Below are 15,660 nucleotides of genomic sequence, written 5' to 3'. Positions count from 1 at the left end.
CCCGGGCCCGGGGCGCGGGTCGACCGCGCTCCCGGTCCCGCTCGCCGGCCGCGACGGGGCCGGGGCACCCGGCCGCCCGCCGTTCAGGCGGGCCCCATGATCAGCAGGGAGCTCTGGGCGGTCGCGAGGACGCGGCCCTGGGCGTTTCGCACGTCGCCCTCGGCGAAGGCGACCCGCCGGCCGGGCTTCGTGACGCGGCCGAGCACCCGCAGCTCGCCGGCGTTCGCGTGGACGGGCCGCAGGTAGTTCACCTTGATCTCGATCGAGGTGTACGCGACGCCGACCGGGAGGGTCGTGTGCACCGCGCAGCCGAGCGCGGAGTCGAGCATGGTGCAGACGTAGCCGCCGTGGACCATCCCGATCGGGTTGTAGACGGACTCGTCCGGGGTGCCGACGAACTCCGCCACGCCCTCGCCCACCTCGCCGAGGCCGAAGCCCATCAGGCGCGCGATCGGCGGCGGCGGGATCTCGCCGGCCGCGACCTTCCGCAGGAACTCGAGCCCCGACAGGGCCGCGCCCGCGCCCGCGGTGGCCAGCGGGTCCTCCCAGGTGATCGTCTTCTCCCGGACGACGGGGGCGGCGTCCCCCGCAGGCGTCAGTTCCGTCATGCGACGAACTCTATCCGTGGCGGCCCGTGAGCGCACCCGAGGCGTCCCGCACCCGCGACCGCTCGGGGCGGGCCCACCGGGCGCTGGAGCGCGACGACGAGTGCCTGCGCGGCACGACCCGCCTGGCGGTCGAGGCCAAGCTCCGCCGCGTCGGCGGTCGGACCGCCCGCCGACCTAGCGCGGCGGTCGCCCCGGGCCCGGGGCGGTGACCGCGCTGGAGGTCAGCGCGGTGACGAAGGCCTCGAGCTGGTCGGCGGTCCAGCACTCGTGGACCTGGCAGTACGGCGCGTAGCGGGAGATCACGGAGTCGCCGTAGTCCCAGTACAGCGCGGGCTCGGGGTTCAGCCAGAACGCCCGTCCGGCGCGCTCGGCGATCTGCGCGAACGCGGCTTCGGCGGGATCGCGGCCGTTGGTGCGCGCGTCGCCGAGCACGATCACCGTGGAGCGCGGGTTGAGATCGTCCTGCGTCTGCTCGAGGAACTCGCGCCAGACGCGGCCGTAGTCGGTGTAGCCGGTGACGTCCGCGACGCCGGCGTCCTGGGCGATCGCGCGGGAGACCTTCTCGAACTCGCGCTCGCGCTCGAACAGCTCCGTGACCTCGGAGATCCGCTCGACGAAGACGAAGGACCGCATCTTGCGGAACGCGTCGTGCAGCGCGTGCAGCACCGAGAGGAAGAACAGCGACGCGCTGGTGACCGAGGTCGAGACGTCGCACAGGACGAAGATCTCGGGCCGGCGCGGCCGGATCGCCCGCTCCTTCACCACGACGGGCACCCCGCCGGTCTGCAGCGACGCGCGCATCGTGGCGCGCAGGTCGACCTGCGTCCGCCGGCGCTGCCCGCGCAGCTCGTTGCCCTGGGTGTTCAGCCGCCGCTTGAGCTGCCGCACGACGCGGTGGATGTCCGCCAGCGACTGGCCGGCGCCGGTCGGCAGCGCGCGGTCCATCTGGTTCAGCGCCCGGGCCGGGGGCAGCTCGCCGAGCCGCTGGATCCGGCGGCGCTCGAGCTCGCGGCGCAGCGCCTGCTCGAACTCCCGGATGCCCTCGCGGGGGAGCCCCTGGCGCCGCGGGTCGCCCTCGGGCGCCTCCGGGTCGGCGTCGGGCTTGAGGTCCAGCGCGCGCCGGATCCGCTGGACGTCGACGCCGACGACGCCCGTGTCGTTGACGCGGCCGCCGACGCTGCCGATCGCCAGGGACGCGAGGTCGGCCATCTGCCCGCTCGCGCCGTCGGCGATCGCCTGGGCGATCAGATCGCGGACGGCGTCGAGGTCCGGCGGCCCGCTCGCCTCGCCGTCGCCCTCCGCGTCGCCGTCGATGCCCTCGCCGTCGCCGCTGACCTCGTGCTCGCCGGCGCGGTCGGCGTCCCGGTCGGCCTCGGCTGCGGCGTGACGGACGGCCTCGAGCTCGGCGGCGCGGAAGAAGAAGCGGTCGAAGACGAGGTCGAAGACGTGCCGGTCCTCGGGGGACTTCGCCAGCGTCGCGGCGAGCGTCTCCTTGAAGTCCTCGCGGGCGGACCACCCGATCGCGCCCAGCGCGACGGTGGCGTCGAGCAGCTCGCTGGTGCCGACGGCCATCCCCTCGCCGCGCAGCTCCTCGGTGAAGACGACGAGCTGGCCCGCCAGGCCGCCGGGGACCGGGCCGTCCCCGATGTCCGCGTGGATCGCCGCGCGCCGCAGCTGGCGCGGGCTCAGGGCCTTCGGGGGGCGAGCGGGCGGCGGGGAGATGGGAGAGGCCGGTCGGTGTGGGCGGCTCAGTCGGCGGACGCGCCCGCCTGCGGGAGCCGCAGGCCGACGCGCTCGGCGACGAGGTCGAGGTCGGTGCGGTGCTTGACGATCACCGACAGGGTGTCCCGGAAGACGTCCTGGTCGATGTCGTCGGCGCCGAGCAGCAGCAGGGCGCGCGCCCAGTCGATCGACTCCGCGATCGACGGCGGCTTCTTCAGGTCCAGCGCGCGGATCTCGGCGATGACCTCCACCAGCCGCCGCGAGAACGACGCCGTGAGCCCGGGCACGCGGCCGCGGACGATCGCCAGCTCGTGCTCCAGTTCGGGGTAGTCCAGCCAGAGGTAGAGGCACCGGCGCTTCAGCGCCTCGGTCAGCTCGCGCGAGTTGTTGGACGTCAGCAGCACGATCGGCTGCGACGTCGCCTCGATCCGGCCGAGCTCCGGGATCGTGATCTGGAAGTCCGACAGCAGCTCGAGCAGCATCGCCTCGAACTCCTGGTCGGTCTTGTCGATCTCGTCGATCAGCAGGACGACCGGGGTCGGCGACGCGATGGCGCGCATCAGCGGCCGCTCGAGCAGGAAGTCGTGGCCGAAGACGTCGTCGTCGACGCCCTTGGTCCCGTCGCCGACGTCGCCCGCCGCGCTGCGGGCCTGGATCGCCAGCAGCTGCTTGCGGTAGTTCCACTCGTACAGGGCCTTGGCCTCGTCGAGGCCCTCGTAGCACTGCAGGCGCACGAGGTCGCGGCCCAGGACCTCGGCGAGCGCCTTGGCGAGCTCGGTCTTGCCGACGCCGGCCGGGCCCTCGACGAGCACCGGCTTGTCGAGCTGGACCGCCAGGTGCGAGACCAGGGCGGTTCGCGCCCCGGGCAGGTAGCCGACGTCGCGCAGGGCGGCGGCGAGCTCGTCGACGGTGGCAGGCGCGGTGGTCACGATCCTCCGCATCATAGGACCCGCCCCCGGGAGCCCCCGGTGCGTACGGCCGACACGGTGTCGGCCGGGCCGTGGGCGTCGGCGGACGCTCCGTCGCACGCGGGGTGGTGGCTGTGGGATCCTCGGCCGGTGTCCTGGCTCCCGCTCGCGGTCTCGATCCCCGCGCAGACCGTCGTCGTCCTCATGGCGGTCGCGATGGTGCTGGCGATCCTCGGGCACCTCACGCGGGTCCGCGGCCTCCTGGCCAGCGGGATCCTGCTGCTCTTCCTCGCGACGTTCGGGATGATCATCGGCGGCTTCGGGGCCTGGAAGGACGCTCCCGGCCCGGCGCCGGACACGCTCCGGCCGACGCAGCTGCCCCCGGCGGACGGCTCGATCGGCGACGCGCGGCGCGACGCCCAGCGCAGCGTCGACAAGAACCCGTAGGCGGCGCGGGTCAGCGCCGACGCGCGGCACCGCGCCCTCGGTGTGGACCCGCGGAGGGCTGCTCAGCGCTCGTCGCGGCGGCGACGCTCGCGGCGGCTGACGCGCGTGGCGGGGTCCGGAGCGGGCTCCGGGACCGGGTCGGCCGGCGTGACGCGCGTGCGGTCCTGCTGCGGCGCCGGCGGGACGACCCGCGTGCGGTCCGTCCGCGGAGCGGGCGGCGTCACGCGCGTCCGATCGGGATCGGTGTCGGGCGCGGCCCGGCGACGGGGCTCGCCGCCGAGCCCGGCGTCGCGCAGCTCCGCGGCGGCGGCGCCGCGACCGAGGGGCGGGGGCGTCGGGCGGCGCCGCGACGGCTGATCCCCGGGCGGCGGCGCGGGGTTCTGCGGGTCGTCGAAGGACCAGGAGCGCGACACCGGGCGGCTCTCGCGCGGGCGCTCGGCGGGGGCGGACGGCCGCGGGACGACGGCGCGCTCGGCCGGTCCGTCCCACGCGGGTCGCTCGGCCGGCGGGGACGACCGCGGCGCGGCCGGGAGGTCGGGTCCGTCCCACGCCGGTCGCCCACCCGGCGCCGGGGGACCGGAGGGTCCGGCGGGCGCGACGAGGTCCTCGGGATCCACCACGGGGCCCTCCACGGGCGCGGCGGTCGAGGCCCGCACCTCGGCGTCCCGGCGTCGCTGGTCGAGGCCGGTGGCCAGCAGCAGCCCGACGGCCGCCAGGCTCGCGAAGATCCCCCACGATAGCCCGACCAAGGTCGACGTCCCGTTCTCGATCTTGCTCTCAGGCCGGTCGAACAGCCGGTAGACGATCAGGACGCCGATCCATGCTGCGGCGGCGGTGACGACGGTGCCGTCCGCGACGGGCAGGCTGAAGCGCCGCTCCGTCGCCCGGGCCCAGACGAGCGCGAGCACGGCGACGCCGACGAGCAGCACGCCGGCCTCGACGAACGAGAACGCCGTGATCCCCGACATCGTGCCGTCGACCGCCCGGTCCTTGCCCGGGAAGGACACCTGCGTCGCGTACCAGGGGGTGCCGAGGCTGACGAGGACGACGAGCGCCGCGGCGGCGGTCCGCTGCTGCGCGGCGCTGAGGGCCCGCACGGCGTGCAGCAGACCGGTGCGCTGCTTGGCCGGGCGGCGGGAGGAGCGGGGGGCGGGGTCGTTCACGAGCCGATCGGGATGTCCTCGACGCGGGGCGCGGCGTCGGGGCGCGCGGGCGTCGCCGCCCGGGGCGTGCCGCCCGGTTCGATCTCGAGCCGGTCGACCCACCAGTCGATGATCGCGCGGACGAGCATCAGGAGCTGGCGCAGGATCTCGGTGACCTGGCCGCGCAGCTCGAACGGCACGAGCTCGCGCAGCGCGCGAACGAGCTCCGCGAGCGCGTGGACGTCGTCGGCGCGGGCGCTGCGGTCCTCGGGCGTCGCCCAGCCGCCGGCCGGGGTGCCGCCGCCGGCCTCGGTGCGCCGGGCGTCCTCGGCCTGCGCGTGGAGCCGCTCGGCGGCCTCCTTCGTGGCGAGGATGCGCTCGCGGAGGTCCTGGACGGCGTCGTCGGTCGGGTCGGAGGGCGCGGGGGCGGTCATGCGGACTCGGGGGGCGCCGGCGGTCGGAGGGTCACGTCGAGGACCCCGTCGCGCAGCGACGCACCCGTCGGACGATAGTGCGCGATGGCCGGCGGCAACAGCACGGCGCGCCTGCGGCCCCCGACCTCGACGACCAGCTCGTCGCCCGCGCGGCGCAGCGCGACGTCCTCCCGGTCGGCGAGCGGCACGGCGATTCGCAGCCGCGCGCCGTCCTCGTCGATCTCGAGCTCGCGCGAGAGCCCGACGTGCAGCACGTCCTCCGGGCGGACGCCGCCGTAGAGGGCGTCCGCGAGGCGGTCGAGCGCCTGGGCGCCCACGACCTCGCGGTCGAAGAACGGCGCCTGCAGGATCGGCAGCGGCGCGAAGGCGTCCTCGATCCCGCCCAGCTGCTCCTGCTGGCGGTCCCGCCAGCCCGCGAAGTACGGGCCGACGTCGTCGGGGAAGAGCCGGTTGACGATCACCGCGTCGGTGGCGACCCCGTGCAGGCCCAACGCGGTGTAGGTCCGGCGAGACTCCTCGATCACGACGCGGTCGGCGGTCGTCACCAGCCGCATCGAGACGTGCTCGCGGTCGACGAAGAGCGCGCGCATCGCCAGCAGGCTCTCCATCATCCGGGCCAGCTCGTCGAGGACGGTCTTGTCCGGCAGCGTGATGTCCAGGACCGCCCGGGCGAGCGGACGGACGGTGCCGAGCAGGTCCTCCTGACGGGGGACGATCCGGGTCAGCCACCAGTGCGCGAGGTCCGGGAACGACAGCAGCCGCAGGGTCTCGGCGGTCGGGGCGCAGTCGACGACGATGACGTCGTGGTCGCCGGCGTCGCGCAGCTCGACCAGGCGCAGCAGGCTCAGGAGCTCCTCGAGCCCGGGCGGGACGCTCAGCTCCTCGGCGGAGATCCGGTCGACGCCGCGGCCGACGAGCGTGCGCGACGCCCAGTCGCGGACGGCGCTCCAGTGCCGGGTCAGCTCGGCCCGGTCGTTGAGCTGGAGCGCCTCGAGCCCGGGGGCGACGGGCGTCGGGTCGGCGCCGACCTCGGCGTCGAGCACGTCGGCCAGGCTGTGGGCCGGGTCGGTCGAGACGACGAGCACGCGCGCACCGCCGGCGGCGATCCTCCGGGCGGTTGCGGCGGCGACCGACGTCTTGCCGACGCCGCCCTTCCCGGTGTAGAGCACGATCCGCGTGGCCATCGGCCCGCGAGCGTATACGCGCCCGGACCGCGTTGCTCGGGGTCCCGTCGTCGAGGAACCTCGTTCAAACCGTCTGGCGACGCGTCCGACCGGCGGGTGCGCACGGGCCACGACGGCGGACCGGCGTGCTGGGTAGATACCACCGGCTCGAAGCGGCACGACACGGCTGGGTGACCCGCTTGCGCTGTACAGCGGTGACGTAGACCTTCGCCGCGTGTGGACGTCCCGGGTCTTGACCACCGCGTTGCGTGCGCGTGCGCGTTCTACGCGCTCACTGACCCAAGAGGCGGTTCGCCGGCAGCGCGTCCGGCTGACGGTCGCGACGATGGTCGCCTGCGGAGCCCTCGGGTGCGCACCGGGCACAGCGTTGGCCTGGGACGCGGGTGTCGACGGGTCCACGCTGCGCGTGACCGCAGCGGCCGGGGAGGCCAACCGCGTCGACATCGATGTCGCGCCGGACGGGAACCTGATCGTGACCGACGAGGCCGGCGCGGTGGCGACGCTGGGCGCCGGGTGCACCGACCCGGACGGCGAGGGCACCGCCACGTGCTCACGCACCGGGGTGACACGGGTGGTGATCGATACCGGTGACCTGGACGACACCGTGTCGGTCGGCGACCTGGGGCTTCCGATAGAGGTCCACGCCGGCGCGGGCAACGACCAGGTCTCGACCGGTGCGTCGGATGACCTGCTCGACGGCGGTCCGGGCAACGACACGCTCGATGCGGGTGCGGGCAACGACACGTTGACCGGTGGGGAAGGCGACGATCAGCAGCTGGCCGGGGCCGGCCAGGACACGATCGACGGTGGCGGGGGCGATGACACGGTCGACGGTGATCTCGGCTCCGACACGATCGTTGCTGGGCCGGGCGATGACCAGGCCGACGGCGGCGCCGGCAACGACTCCATCGAAGGCGGCGATGGGAACGATCAGCTCACCGGGTCGGACGGCGACGACACCCTGTCTGGCGCGGCGGGTCAGGACCGGATCACCGGTGACGAGGGCAGCGATCAGATCGACGGCGGCGCAGACGCCGACGACCTCGACGGCGGCGGCAGTACCGACCAGGTGCTCGGCGGCGCGGGCAACGACCTGCTGCAGTCCACCTCCGGCGGCGACCTCCTCGACGGTGGCGACGGCAATGACCAGCTCGAGGGCGACGAGCAGAGCGGCACGCTGCGCGGCGGCGACGGCAACGACGTCCTCAACGGCTACGGCGGCAACGACCAGCTCGACGGCGGCGACGGCGACGACGCGCTCGCTGGTGGAACCGGCGCCGACCAGATCGACGGCAGCCCGGGTCGCGACACCGTCTCCTACGACGACGCGACCCAAGGCGTCGCCGTCTCCCTCGACGGCGTGGCCAACGACGGGACGCCCGGCGAAGCCGACGATGTCGCCGGCGACATCGAGGTCGTCGTCGGCTCGCCGGCCGACGACACACTGGTCGCCGGCCCGGGCCCGGTCGAGTTGCACGGCTCGTCCGGGAACGATCGCCTGATCGGGAGCCCTGCTGCGGATCTCCTCGACGGTGGCGACGGCGACGACACCCTCGACGGCGGCTCGGGCCCTGACGTCCTGTCCGGTGCGGAGGGCAACGACACCGTCACCTACGCCGGCAGGATCCGACCGGTCGACGTCTCGATCGGCAGCGGCGATGCCAACGATGGACAGGCCGGCGAGCACGACGACGTCCGCGCCGACGTGGAGACCGTGACCGGCAGCCCGAAGGGCGACCGCCTGACCGCCGGCCCCGGCCTTGCCGTGACCCTGATGGTGGCGCCGGACCCGACACGATCGTGCTGCCGGCGATCAGCCGGTCCAGCGACCTGGGCGGCAGCCGGGCGCTCTGCGGCACCGGGACCGACACGGTCAAGGCGTCCGGCGACGATGCGGTCGCCGGCGACTGCGACATCGTCACCACCAACGGCCGTCTGTCGCGACTGAGCGTGCAGGGCGAGCCTGAGCGCCCAGTCCGCCCAGGCCCGTCCCTGGACCGCGACGTACGACTGGCAGGGCCGGGCCTCGACCGGCTACGAGAACTGGACGGTCAACGAGCAGCAGCCACCGACCGGGCCTGCGGGCCCGTGGTACCAGGCATCGCTCGGCGGCGCCACCCAAGGCCGCGGCCTGGTGCTGGCACCACTCGGCGGCCGGCTCTACGACAACGGCAATCCGGGAAGCCAGTTCGGCGGGCCCGGGACGATCGTGCGGTGGCAGGTCCCCGGCGCGTCCAGGATCACCAACGGCGTGTTCTCCACGTTGCGCTACCGCAACGAGAACGACGATCAGTATCTGCGGGTCCGCTTGTTCGGTGCTCCTGGCGTCGACAAGTCGCAGGACTTCGGACCTGCGTACGACCAGGCCAGTCCGACCACCACGTACTCGCTGCCCACGACGACGCTGACCCCGCCCGACGGCGGCGGTACGACCGCCGAGGCGTGGCTGTTCACGGTCTGCCACCCCGACCCGCCGGGGCCCGACGTGTACGCCTGCCCGAACATCCCGTCCGGAACGGGGACGTTTGGCCGGATCGGCAAGGTCGAGTTGACCCTCGACGACCCCGACGACCCGCAGGTCGATGTCGCCTCGGCGCCGCAGATCGACGACGGGTGGGTCAACAAGCGCCGAGCGCAGAAGCTGACGGTCACCGCGACCGACCCGTCTTCCGGGATCCAGCGGATCCGCACCCAACTGCGACTGGGCACCTCCACGCGGACGCTCAACGACACGACCGTGTCCTGCGACCCCGACCACCGCACCACGGGCCGAGGCGGCCTGGTCTGTCCCGCCACCGCATCCGCCGCCGCAACGGACCGCGCGACGGACAGCTCGACGAAGGACCGCACCTACGTCGTCACCGTCTGGGACCACGCCGGCAACCAGACCGTCAAGACGCTCGTCGTGCGCCGCGACGTCACCAAGCCCACGTCCGGCACGATTGGCGGGCAGCTCAACGCCATCGCGCGGAAGTGGACCAACCGCTCCGACACCATCCCCGTCACCGTCCGGGCCCGTGACGCCCAGTCCGGGGTCGGCCGCGTCGACCTGACCGCCCAACGCGTCGGATCCGGCACCACCATCCCTCTCGGATCGACCGTCCCGCCCTGCGACCGCGGCTGCAAGTCGACCTCCTCGACGGTGCCCGTCGACCTCTCCAAGCTCGACCACGACGGCCGCTACCGCCTCAAGCTCCGCGTCACCGACCGCGCCGGCAACACCAGAACGTTCACCGTCGGACCGCAACTCAAGATCGACCGTCGGGCACCAATCAGGATTGGCCCCGGTGCCTACTACACGATCATCGACGAGACGAGGATCCGAGTCACGTTCTCGCCTGGCCGCGACCCGAGCGACGGTGCCGGTCTCGGTGATGTGGTGGTCCGGTATTGGCCCGCTCCTGGCCCGGGCCCGTCGGCAGAGGAAGACGAGCCCGGTAACCGGGAGCCGTCGACCGACGAGTTCGGGGAGCCTCGGGCTCGGGCCGCTGCGCGCCGCGGAACCGACGCGGAGCCGCGGTTCCGGCAAGCTGCGATTCGCTCGCTGAGGGCACCAGACGCGACGCTGTCCCGGTTCGCGCGCGTGCAGCGAACGATGGTCGTTCACGATCCGGATGGGATCGACTTCAACAGTCCTGTCGGCGTGCTCGTGTTCGACAAGGCCATCGGGTTTCCTGACCCTGGTCTGCGTCCGCTCGTCAAGGCCGGAAACGCCCGTGTCGAAAACCAGGCGACGCTGCGACAGTCGCGGCCGCAACGGCCGTCCGGCGGAGGGGGCGGGCGGATCCCGTCTGCTCCCAGTGCCCGGACTGGCGCTCCGAACTGGGAAGGGCGAAATCGCCTCACCCAAGCTCAACGCGAGGCTGACTTCCCCGGACGCAGCGGCAACGGCGGATCCCGAGGCAACACCCCCCAGAACTACGAGAACGGCCTGGCCGGCAACGAGAGTCGCGCGCCGCGGAAGCAGCCGACAAACGTGCTCTCGAAGTATCCGAACAACAACAGGACGATCCACCGCCCGAAGGACGGAAGTGCGTGGAGCAATCCATGGCCCATGATGGATGCGTGGCCACGCGATACCCTTGGTCGCGCGCTGGGCGCCCGAATGCGTGGCGAGCGGGCGCGCGTAGTCGAAGAGGGGCGGGACCCAGTTTCACCCGTCCGTCGCTACGGCAAAGTTGACAGGACCGCTCGTGAGAAGGTGCCACTGCTTCGCGACTATCGCGACCGACGCTGTCGCCCGCTGACGGCGGGTCACCTGATCGGCACGATATTCGGTGGCTACGGAGATGACCCGCGGAATCTCGTCCCACTTACACAGGCAGACAACAACCGGATGCGCGCGCAAATCGAGGATCCGATCAGGCGAATCGTCGAGGCGAATCGCCGGGCTGGCGCCCACTTCGTCTACTACGTTCGAGTCGAGTACAACGCTGACGGGAAGTACCCGGCACATGTCCGGGCATATGTACAGCTCGCCGGGGGCCGGATGAACGACGGGGCGACGAAGTTCAGCCGCGATCTCGGCTTCACGACGCGGGACGGTCGCACGCTCCGACGCGCTGGAGGATGCTGAGATGGGAAAGGGCCATGACATCGGCGATGCGCTGGAGATGCTGCGTCGTCTGGCTCCTCCACCGAACGGGTGGCGGAGGCTTCCTGCTTGGGAGATGATCGAAGGTGGGGGACGCTGGCCTCATGCTCTCCGCGCGCTGGTCGAGACGTACGACGCTGCGCGCCTGGACGTCCCTGACCCGGACGACGATGTCGTCTCGCTGGTGGGCGTGTCCCTTCGGTCTCCCGTTGACGAGGACGAGGACCGAGCGCTGGTGTCCTCTGCGCCTTGGGATGCCTTCGACGCGACCTGGACGCTGCGGGGCGTCTCGCGCCCGACCGACGGCCCCGGCACCCTCAGCGATCTCGCGGCTTCGGTGGTGGGCAGGACGCTGATCAGCTGGGCGTCCGTCGACGGTGTCGGAAGCACGACGACCGGCGCGCTGTACGTCTCGGCCGACGAGGGCGCGCGCGACACCGTCGTGGTGCTCTCTCGACTGCGTCCTGAGTACTGGTTGCTCGAGCTGTCTCCTGCCGATGTCGTCTTGCGCACTCTGCTCGGGGCGACGGACTGTCCGTGGCTGGACGGTCGGGCTCGCGAGCCTGAGCCCGGCCTGATTCGCGTGTCTCCGCGGTACTTCGATGACGAGGACCCGACCGTCGACGAGCCGGAGCCCAGTCGCTGGACATGGACGAGAAGTCGGGCAAACGACGAACCGCTGGACGAGCCGGCCACACTCCCACTTCTCGCGCTGGGTGCGTCCGCTGGCGAGGCCGCAAGCGCCCGGGCCGATGCGACGATCGACGATCTACGTCGGCTGGCCCCGCCACCAAGCGGGCCTCGGACGGATGGTGCGTGGAGCGCCGTTGAAGCGCAGCTCGGCGGGACGGTGCCCGACGAGCTCCGAGCTCTGATTGACGAGTACGGTCGCGGGACCTTCGCGACGGACGACCCGGATGCGCACGCCGGAGTGCACGTCGAGCTGTGCGACCCGGCGGAGATCCTCCGCTGGCCCGGAGACGAGCTGTTGGAGTTTGCCGATCGCTCAGATCTCCCGGGGAACGATGTTCGCGTGATTCGCTGGGCGAGCCTGTCGCCGAATCCGGGCGATGACGAGCTCTGGCTGTGGCAGACGGCGGATTCCAGTGGATACGCCCGACGGAATGACGACCGCGCCGCCTTTCGCGTTGCAGGCACTCCAAGCGGACTGATCGTTGCGGCGATCGGGAGTTCCGGTGTCTTCTCGCATCTCTTCGGTGCCTTCGACGCGAGCACGTATCCGGTGCGGTTCGCGCCCGGCGACGGGGCGTGACGTCGTCAGCACCAGCGTCTCGGCAGCGCGGGACTGGGTCGACGGCGTGCCGATCTCCGCTCTGCTCCCGGTCAGCTAGAACGACCTACGTGTTCCACGGGTGGGACGGTCGGCGTGTGAGGCACATTTCGCCGAAGGGCCGGGAATGCCTCGGTATCGGGAGCGCGAGGTAGATGGGCACGTTGCGGAAGGACACCTGGCCCAACGGGTACATCTGGTCCGGGCCGATCGATGACCTCGCGCCTGGGCGTCGCACCGTCGAGCGCTTGGAGCTGCGGAAGGTCGGCGATATCGACGTTGAGGGGTTGCGCGTGCTGCAGCGCTTCCCGGACCTGCGGCAGCTTTTCCTCTTGGATGGCGGGGACGTGCACCTCGATGGCCTCGACGGCCTCCCACTGGAGCGGTTGCGCATCGGTGGGATCGCGAGCGTCGACCTGCGTCCGGTCGCGAACCTCCCCGCGCTTCGGGATCTCGGGGTCGGCGAGTGCGGGATCCGAAACCCTGAGGGCCTGAGGTTCCCTGAAACTCTCGACGCGCTCATCTTGACGTTCGAGGAGGACGTCGAAACGCTGCCCCATCTTGCGTCGGCGATCGACTGGGAAGGACTGCGTGGTCTTCGCACGCTGATCGTCCACGGCGACCCGGATGCTCCGGTGAGCGTGGACTTGTCGTTTCTGCGTCATCTTCCGGAGCTGGATCGTCTGGACCTGTTCGAGGGTGTCTGGCATGCGGGTCCCGGTCCGTCGCCGTTGGATCCGCCGTTCGAGGGCCTTTCTCGCAAGTTGTCGTGGATCCGGATCGACGCCTGGGATCCCGACACGGTGAAGCCGGCGCTCGCTGCCTACCTGGTCCGTGACGCCGACCACCCGCCGACCGTCTACCAGCGCTACGCGCCCCGCAAGCGTCGGGTCCCGTGGGAGCCGTTCGCTGACCCCAACGGGTGGCAGGTCTACGGCTCGCTGCACGACGCGGCCGCGGATGACGACATCGAGACCGAGTACGACGCTGCTGAGGCCGCCGAGCGGAAGCTCCGCAAGGCCGACCGTGCACTGGCCGCACGCATCGAGTTTGACCCCGAGAACGCCGGCACCGGGATCTACGCGAAGAGCCGCGAGGACCTCGAACGCGTCCTGGCCATCCTCGAGCTCGGCCAGCGCTGAGGGCAGATCACGGCTCGGGGGTACGTCCCGCACAGGCCCGTTGGACGTGCGCGTGTTGACGTCCGCCGGCACCGCTGGCGCGGACACGCCGCTGGCGCCACTCCTGCCCGCGGCCGCTACGGCTGGCTGAGCGCCGGGGCGGCGACCGACGCGCCGGTGTCCGTGACGGCCCCCGTCGTGTCCACGGTCAGCCGGGCGCCGCCCACGCTGCGCGAGCGCGCCGGCGGCCCGTTCGGCGTCAGCGTGAGGTCGCGCGTGAAGCGCTCGGCCATCGCGCAGTACGGACCCGCGGGGGCGGGCGGCTGGGCACCGGCGACGGGCTGGCCGACCGCGAAGGCGCCCGCGTCGGCGGTCAGGACGCGGCAGAGCGTCCGCATGTTGTCGCGCGAGAGGAGGTGGTAGCTGGGGGTCTCCTTCGCGCCGCCGATGTTGTATCGCGCCCAGTTCCCGAGGTCGTAGGACGGGAGCTCGGCCCGCAGCTCGCGCTCGGCGCGCACGTAGAGCGCGTTGACCTTCGGGTCCTGGGTGGCCGCGGAGATCTCGTGCAGCGCCGAGACGGTCTGGGAGAACGCGTTCAGCACCCGGGTCTTCGCGAACGTGTAGAGCAGCAGGTGGTCGCCGCCGGGCCGCTTGTACCTCGCGCCGGTCGGGCTGCTCGTGCGGAGCAGCTGCACGGCCTTCAGGGCCGTCTCGCGGTACTTCGGGTCGCCGAGCTTGGTGCTCGTGCGGACGAGCGACTGCATCGCAGTGGCCTGGGCCATCCCGGAGCCCCACGGCGGGGCGCCGCCGCCGAAGTCGAACAGGTACTGCCAGGCCGGGCCGCCGGCGCGGGTGGACGCGAGCCGCAACGCCTCGTCCTCGATCGTCCGCAGCTGCTCGAGCTTGGCCGGGGTCGTCGTGGTGCTGAGCGCGTTGGCGAGCCCGAAGGTCGCCAGCCACTGGATCTGCAGGCCCTCGCCCTTGTAGTACTGCCACGTCAGCGGGCTGCCGTCGACGACCGGCCGCGAGCGGTCCGCCGGCGCGGCCTTGGACGCCCACCAGTCGCGGTTGACCTGGAGGGTCAGGAACACGCTGGGAGCGATCGACGCGGTCAGCTCGCGGCGGGCGGCGATCGTCTCGGTGTTCTGCAGGACGCCGAGCAGCTCGGTCTTCGCGGTGCCCTTGGGCGCCTTCTTGGCCCGGGCGGTCACGTCGCGGTAGAGCGTGCGCCAGGCGGACAGGTCCTTGCCCGTGATGCTGCCGGCGGTGCGCAGCTTGCGCAGCTCGCCCTCGACGGTGTACTTCGGCTTGGCGGGCTTCTTCTTCGCCTTCGACGCCGCGAAGGCGGGCGCGGGGGCCAGGGGGGTCGCGACGGGCAGGACGGCGGGGACGGCGACGGCGAGGGTCAGCGCGGCCAGTCCCGCCGGCGCGAGCCGGCGACGGGCGGGTGCGGGGGAGGACACGACCGCGATGGTAGGCGCGGCCCCCGCCGCGCCGCGCAGGTTCCCGTGCGGGGCGCCCGTCACACGTCCGCGGTCCCGCGGAGCGGACGGCGTCCGCGCCCCCGGGGGTCGCCTCAGACGTCCGCGATGCTGCGCAGCAGCTCGTCGACCTCGGCCTGGAAGTCCCCCTCGGGCCGCCCGCGCCGGCGCCGGCGCGCCTGGCGGGCCCCGACGATCGCCTCGACCTCCGCCCGGACCTCGCTGTCGACCGCCTGCGTCTGCGGGGTCGACAGCAGGTCGCGCATCTCGGCGTCGATGTCCGCGGGCGCCTCGCCGCGGGCGATCCGCCGCTGGTTGCGGGCCTCCAGCATCTGCCGCACGTCGTCCTCGCGCATCTCCTGCGTCTCGACGCCCGGGTCGTTGACCGACGGGGCGAACGTGTTGCCCCCGATCGTGCTGTGCGGGGGCTGGCCGCCGAAGAGGAACGTGCCGACGGCGATCAGGCCGGAGATCCCGACCACGGAGAAGATCACGATCCCGAACACGGACTCCACCGACCCAGTGTGCCCGACCGGCGGCCCCACGGGGGCGAATCGGGCTCGACGGACGCCCCGGAGGCCCGACCGGAGGCCCCGCCGGGGCGGCTCCGGCGGGCCCGGAGGGCTCCGCAGCCTGCGATGCTGGGGCTCGTGTCGGCGGACGGACCCACCACGGAGCGCCGCAAGGAGGCCCGCCGCGCGGCCCGCGTGGCCGCCCGCGAGGCGATC

The 15,660-nt window shown here is 72.8% G+C and carries 14 protein-coding genes; 6 read left to right on the top strand and 8 right to left on the bottom strand.

Annotated features, from left to right (window positions below):
• Positions 1–83: 83 nt before the first annotated feature.
• The gene (locus AB0L40_RS11065) at positions 84–608 is read right to left on the bottom strand and encodes a PaaI family thioesterase (protein ID WP_364353576.1); all 525 of its coding nucleotides are present in this window, start codon (positions 606–608) and stop codon (positions 84–86) included.
• A 26-nt stretch (positions 609–634) separates the two neighbouring features.
• Here AB0L40_RS11065 and AB0L40_RS11060 point away from each other — a divergent pair, with 26 nt between their 5' ends.
• Complete coding sequence (locus tag AB0L40_RS11060; protein WP_364353573.1) at positions 635–817, top strand: hypothetical protein; 183 nt, start codon at positions 635–637, stop codon at positions 815–817.
• Here the strand turns inward: AB0L40_RS11060 and AB0L40_RS11055 are convergent.
• Positions 783–2,180, bottom strand: coding sequence for a VWA domain-containing protein (locus tag AB0L40_RS11055; protein WP_364353570.1), 1,398 nt, complete (start codon positions 2,178–2,180; stop codon positions 783–785). The two genes, AB0L40_RS11060 and AB0L40_RS11055, sit on opposite strands and share 35 nt — an antisense overlap.
• Positions 2,181–2,356: 176 nt before the next feature.
• Positions 2,357–3,259: a MoxR family ATPase gene (locus AB0L40_RS11050; protein ID WP_364353567.1), complete on the bottom strand. Its 903-nt coding sequence runs from the start codon at positions 3,257–3,259 to the stop codon at positions 2,357–2,359.
• Between the two features lie 129 nt (positions 3,260–3,388).
• Here AB0L40_RS11050 and AB0L40_RS11045 point away from each other — a divergent pair, with 129 nt between their 5' ends.
• On the top strand, positions 3,389–3,685 hold the full coding sequence (locus AB0L40_RS11045; protein WP_364353564.1) for a hypothetical protein: 297 nt from the start codon (positions 3,389–3,391) through the stop codon (positions 3,683–3,685).
• A 62-nt stretch (positions 3,686–3,747) separates the two neighbouring features.
• Here the strand turns inward: AB0L40_RS11045 and AB0L40_RS11040 are convergent, their stop codons facing one another.
• The 3 genes from AB0L40_RS11040 to AB0L40_RS11030 are packed head-to-tail and all read right to left on the bottom strand — an operon-like array spanning position 3,748 to position 6,445.
• Complete coding sequence (locus AB0L40_RS11040) at positions 3,748–4,848, bottom strand: hypothetical protein (protein WP_364353561.1); 1,101 nt, start codon at positions 4,846–4,848, stop codon at positions 3,748–3,750.
• Positions 4,845–5,261 carry a hypothetical protein gene (locus AB0L40_RS11035; RefSeq protein WP_364353558.1) on the bottom strand — a complete coding sequence of 139 codons (417 nt, stop codon included), beginning with the start codon at positions 5,259–5,261 and terminating at the stop codon, positions 4,845–4,847. The genes AB0L40_RS11040 and AB0L40_RS11035 overlap by 4 nt, the downstream gene beginning before the upstream one ends.
• A complete protein-coding gene (locus tag AB0L40_RS11030; RefSeq protein WP_364353555.1) occupies positions 5,258–6,445 on the bottom strand; it encodes a TRC40/GET3/ArsA family transport-energizing ATPase in 1,188 nt (395 codons plus the stop codon). The genes AB0L40_RS11035 and AB0L40_RS11030 overlap by 4 nt, the downstream gene beginning before the upstream one ends.
• A 325-nt stretch (positions 6,446–6,770) precedes the next feature.
• Here AB0L40_RS11030 and AB0L40_RS11025 point away from each other — a divergent pair, with 325 nt between their 5' ends.
• The 4 genes from AB0L40_RS11025 (at position 6,771) to AB0L40_RS11010 (ending at position 13,472) form a co-directional block, all read left to right on the top strand.
• Positions 6,771–8,393 (top strand): calcium-binding protein, encoded by a 1,623-nt coding sequence (locus AB0L40_RS11025; protein ID WP_364353552.1) that lies wholly within the window; start codon positions 6,771–6,773, stop codon positions 8,391–8,393.
• A gap of 186 nt (positions 8,394–8,579) precedes the next feature.
• On the top strand, positions 8,580–11,021 hold the full coding sequence (locus AB0L40_RS11020; RefSeq protein WP_364353549.1) for a DNA/RNA non-specific endonuclease: 2,442 nt from the start codon (positions 8,580–8,582) through the stop codon (positions 11,019–11,021).
• A 1-nt stretch (position 11,022) separates the two neighbouring features.
• Positions 11,023–12,312 carry a hypothetical protein gene (locus tag AB0L40_RS11015; protein WP_364353546.1) on the top strand — a complete coding sequence of 430 codons (1,290 nt, stop codon included), beginning with the start codon at positions 11,023–11,025 and terminating at the stop codon, positions 12,310–12,312.
• Between the two features lie 173 nt (positions 12,313–12,485).
• Complete coding sequence (locus AB0L40_RS11010) at positions 12,486–13,472, top strand: hypothetical protein (RefSeq protein ID WP_364353543.1); 987 nt, start codon at positions 12,486–12,488, stop codon at positions 13,470–13,472.
• Between the two features lie 116 nt (positions 13,473–13,588).
• Here the strand turns inward: AB0L40_RS11010 and AB0L40_RS11005 are convergent, their stop codons facing one another.
• Positions 13,589–14,914 carry a D-glucuronyl C5-epimerase family protein gene (locus AB0L40_RS11005; protein WP_364353539.1) on the bottom strand — a complete coding sequence of 442 codons (1,326 nt, stop codon included), beginning with the start codon at positions 14,912–14,914 and terminating at the stop codon, positions 13,589–13,591.
• Positions 14,915–15,027: 113 nt separating this feature from the next.
• Positions 15,028–15,447, bottom strand: coding sequence for a hypothetical protein (locus AB0L40_RS11000; protein WP_364353536.1), 420 nt, complete (start codon positions 15,445–15,447; stop codon positions 15,028–15,030).
• Positions 15,448–15,660: the final 213 nt, after the last annotated feature.

The sequence above is a fragment of the Patulibacter sp. NPDC049589 genome (assembly GCF_040675535.1).
Lineage (GTDB): Bacteria > Actinomycetota > Thermoleophilia > Solirubrobacterales > Solirubrobacteraceae > Patulibacter.
This window is presented reverse-complemented; position numbering and strand designations above follow the sequence as displayed.

What these genes read in the sequence shown, in the direction of transcription:
- AB0L40_RS11065 (WP_364353576.1), bottom strand. Translation starts at nt 608, where the DNA reads ATGACGGAACTGACGCCTGCGGGGGACGCCGCCCCCGTCGTCCGGGAG.
- AB0L40_RS11055 (WP_364353570.1), bottom strand. Translation starts at nt 2,180, where the DNA reads ATGGCCGTCGGCACCAGCGAGCTGCTCGACGCCACCGTCGCGCTGGGC.
- AB0L40_RS11035 (WP_364353558.1), bottom strand. Translation starts at nt 5,261, where the DNA reads ATGACCGCCCCCGCGCCCTCCGACCCGACCGACGACGCCGTCCAGGAC.
- AB0L40_RS11030 (WP_364353555.1), bottom strand. Translation starts at nt 6,445, where the DNA reads ATGGCCACGCGGATCGTGCTCTACACCGGGAAGGGCGGCGTCGGCAAG.
- AB0L40_RS11025 (WP_364353552.1), top strand. Translation starts at nt 6,771, where the DNA reads ATGGTCGCCTGCGGAGCCCTCGGGTGCGCACCGGGCACAGCGTTGGCC.
- AB0L40_RS11015 (WP_364353546.1), top strand. Translation starts at nt 11,023, where the DNA reads ATGGGAAAGGGCCATGACATCGGCGATGCGCTGGAGATGCTGCGTCGT.
- AB0L40_RS11010 (WP_364353543.1), top strand. Translation starts at nt 12,486, where the DNA reads ATGGGCACGTTGCGGAAGGACACCTGGCCCAACGGGTACATCTGGTCC.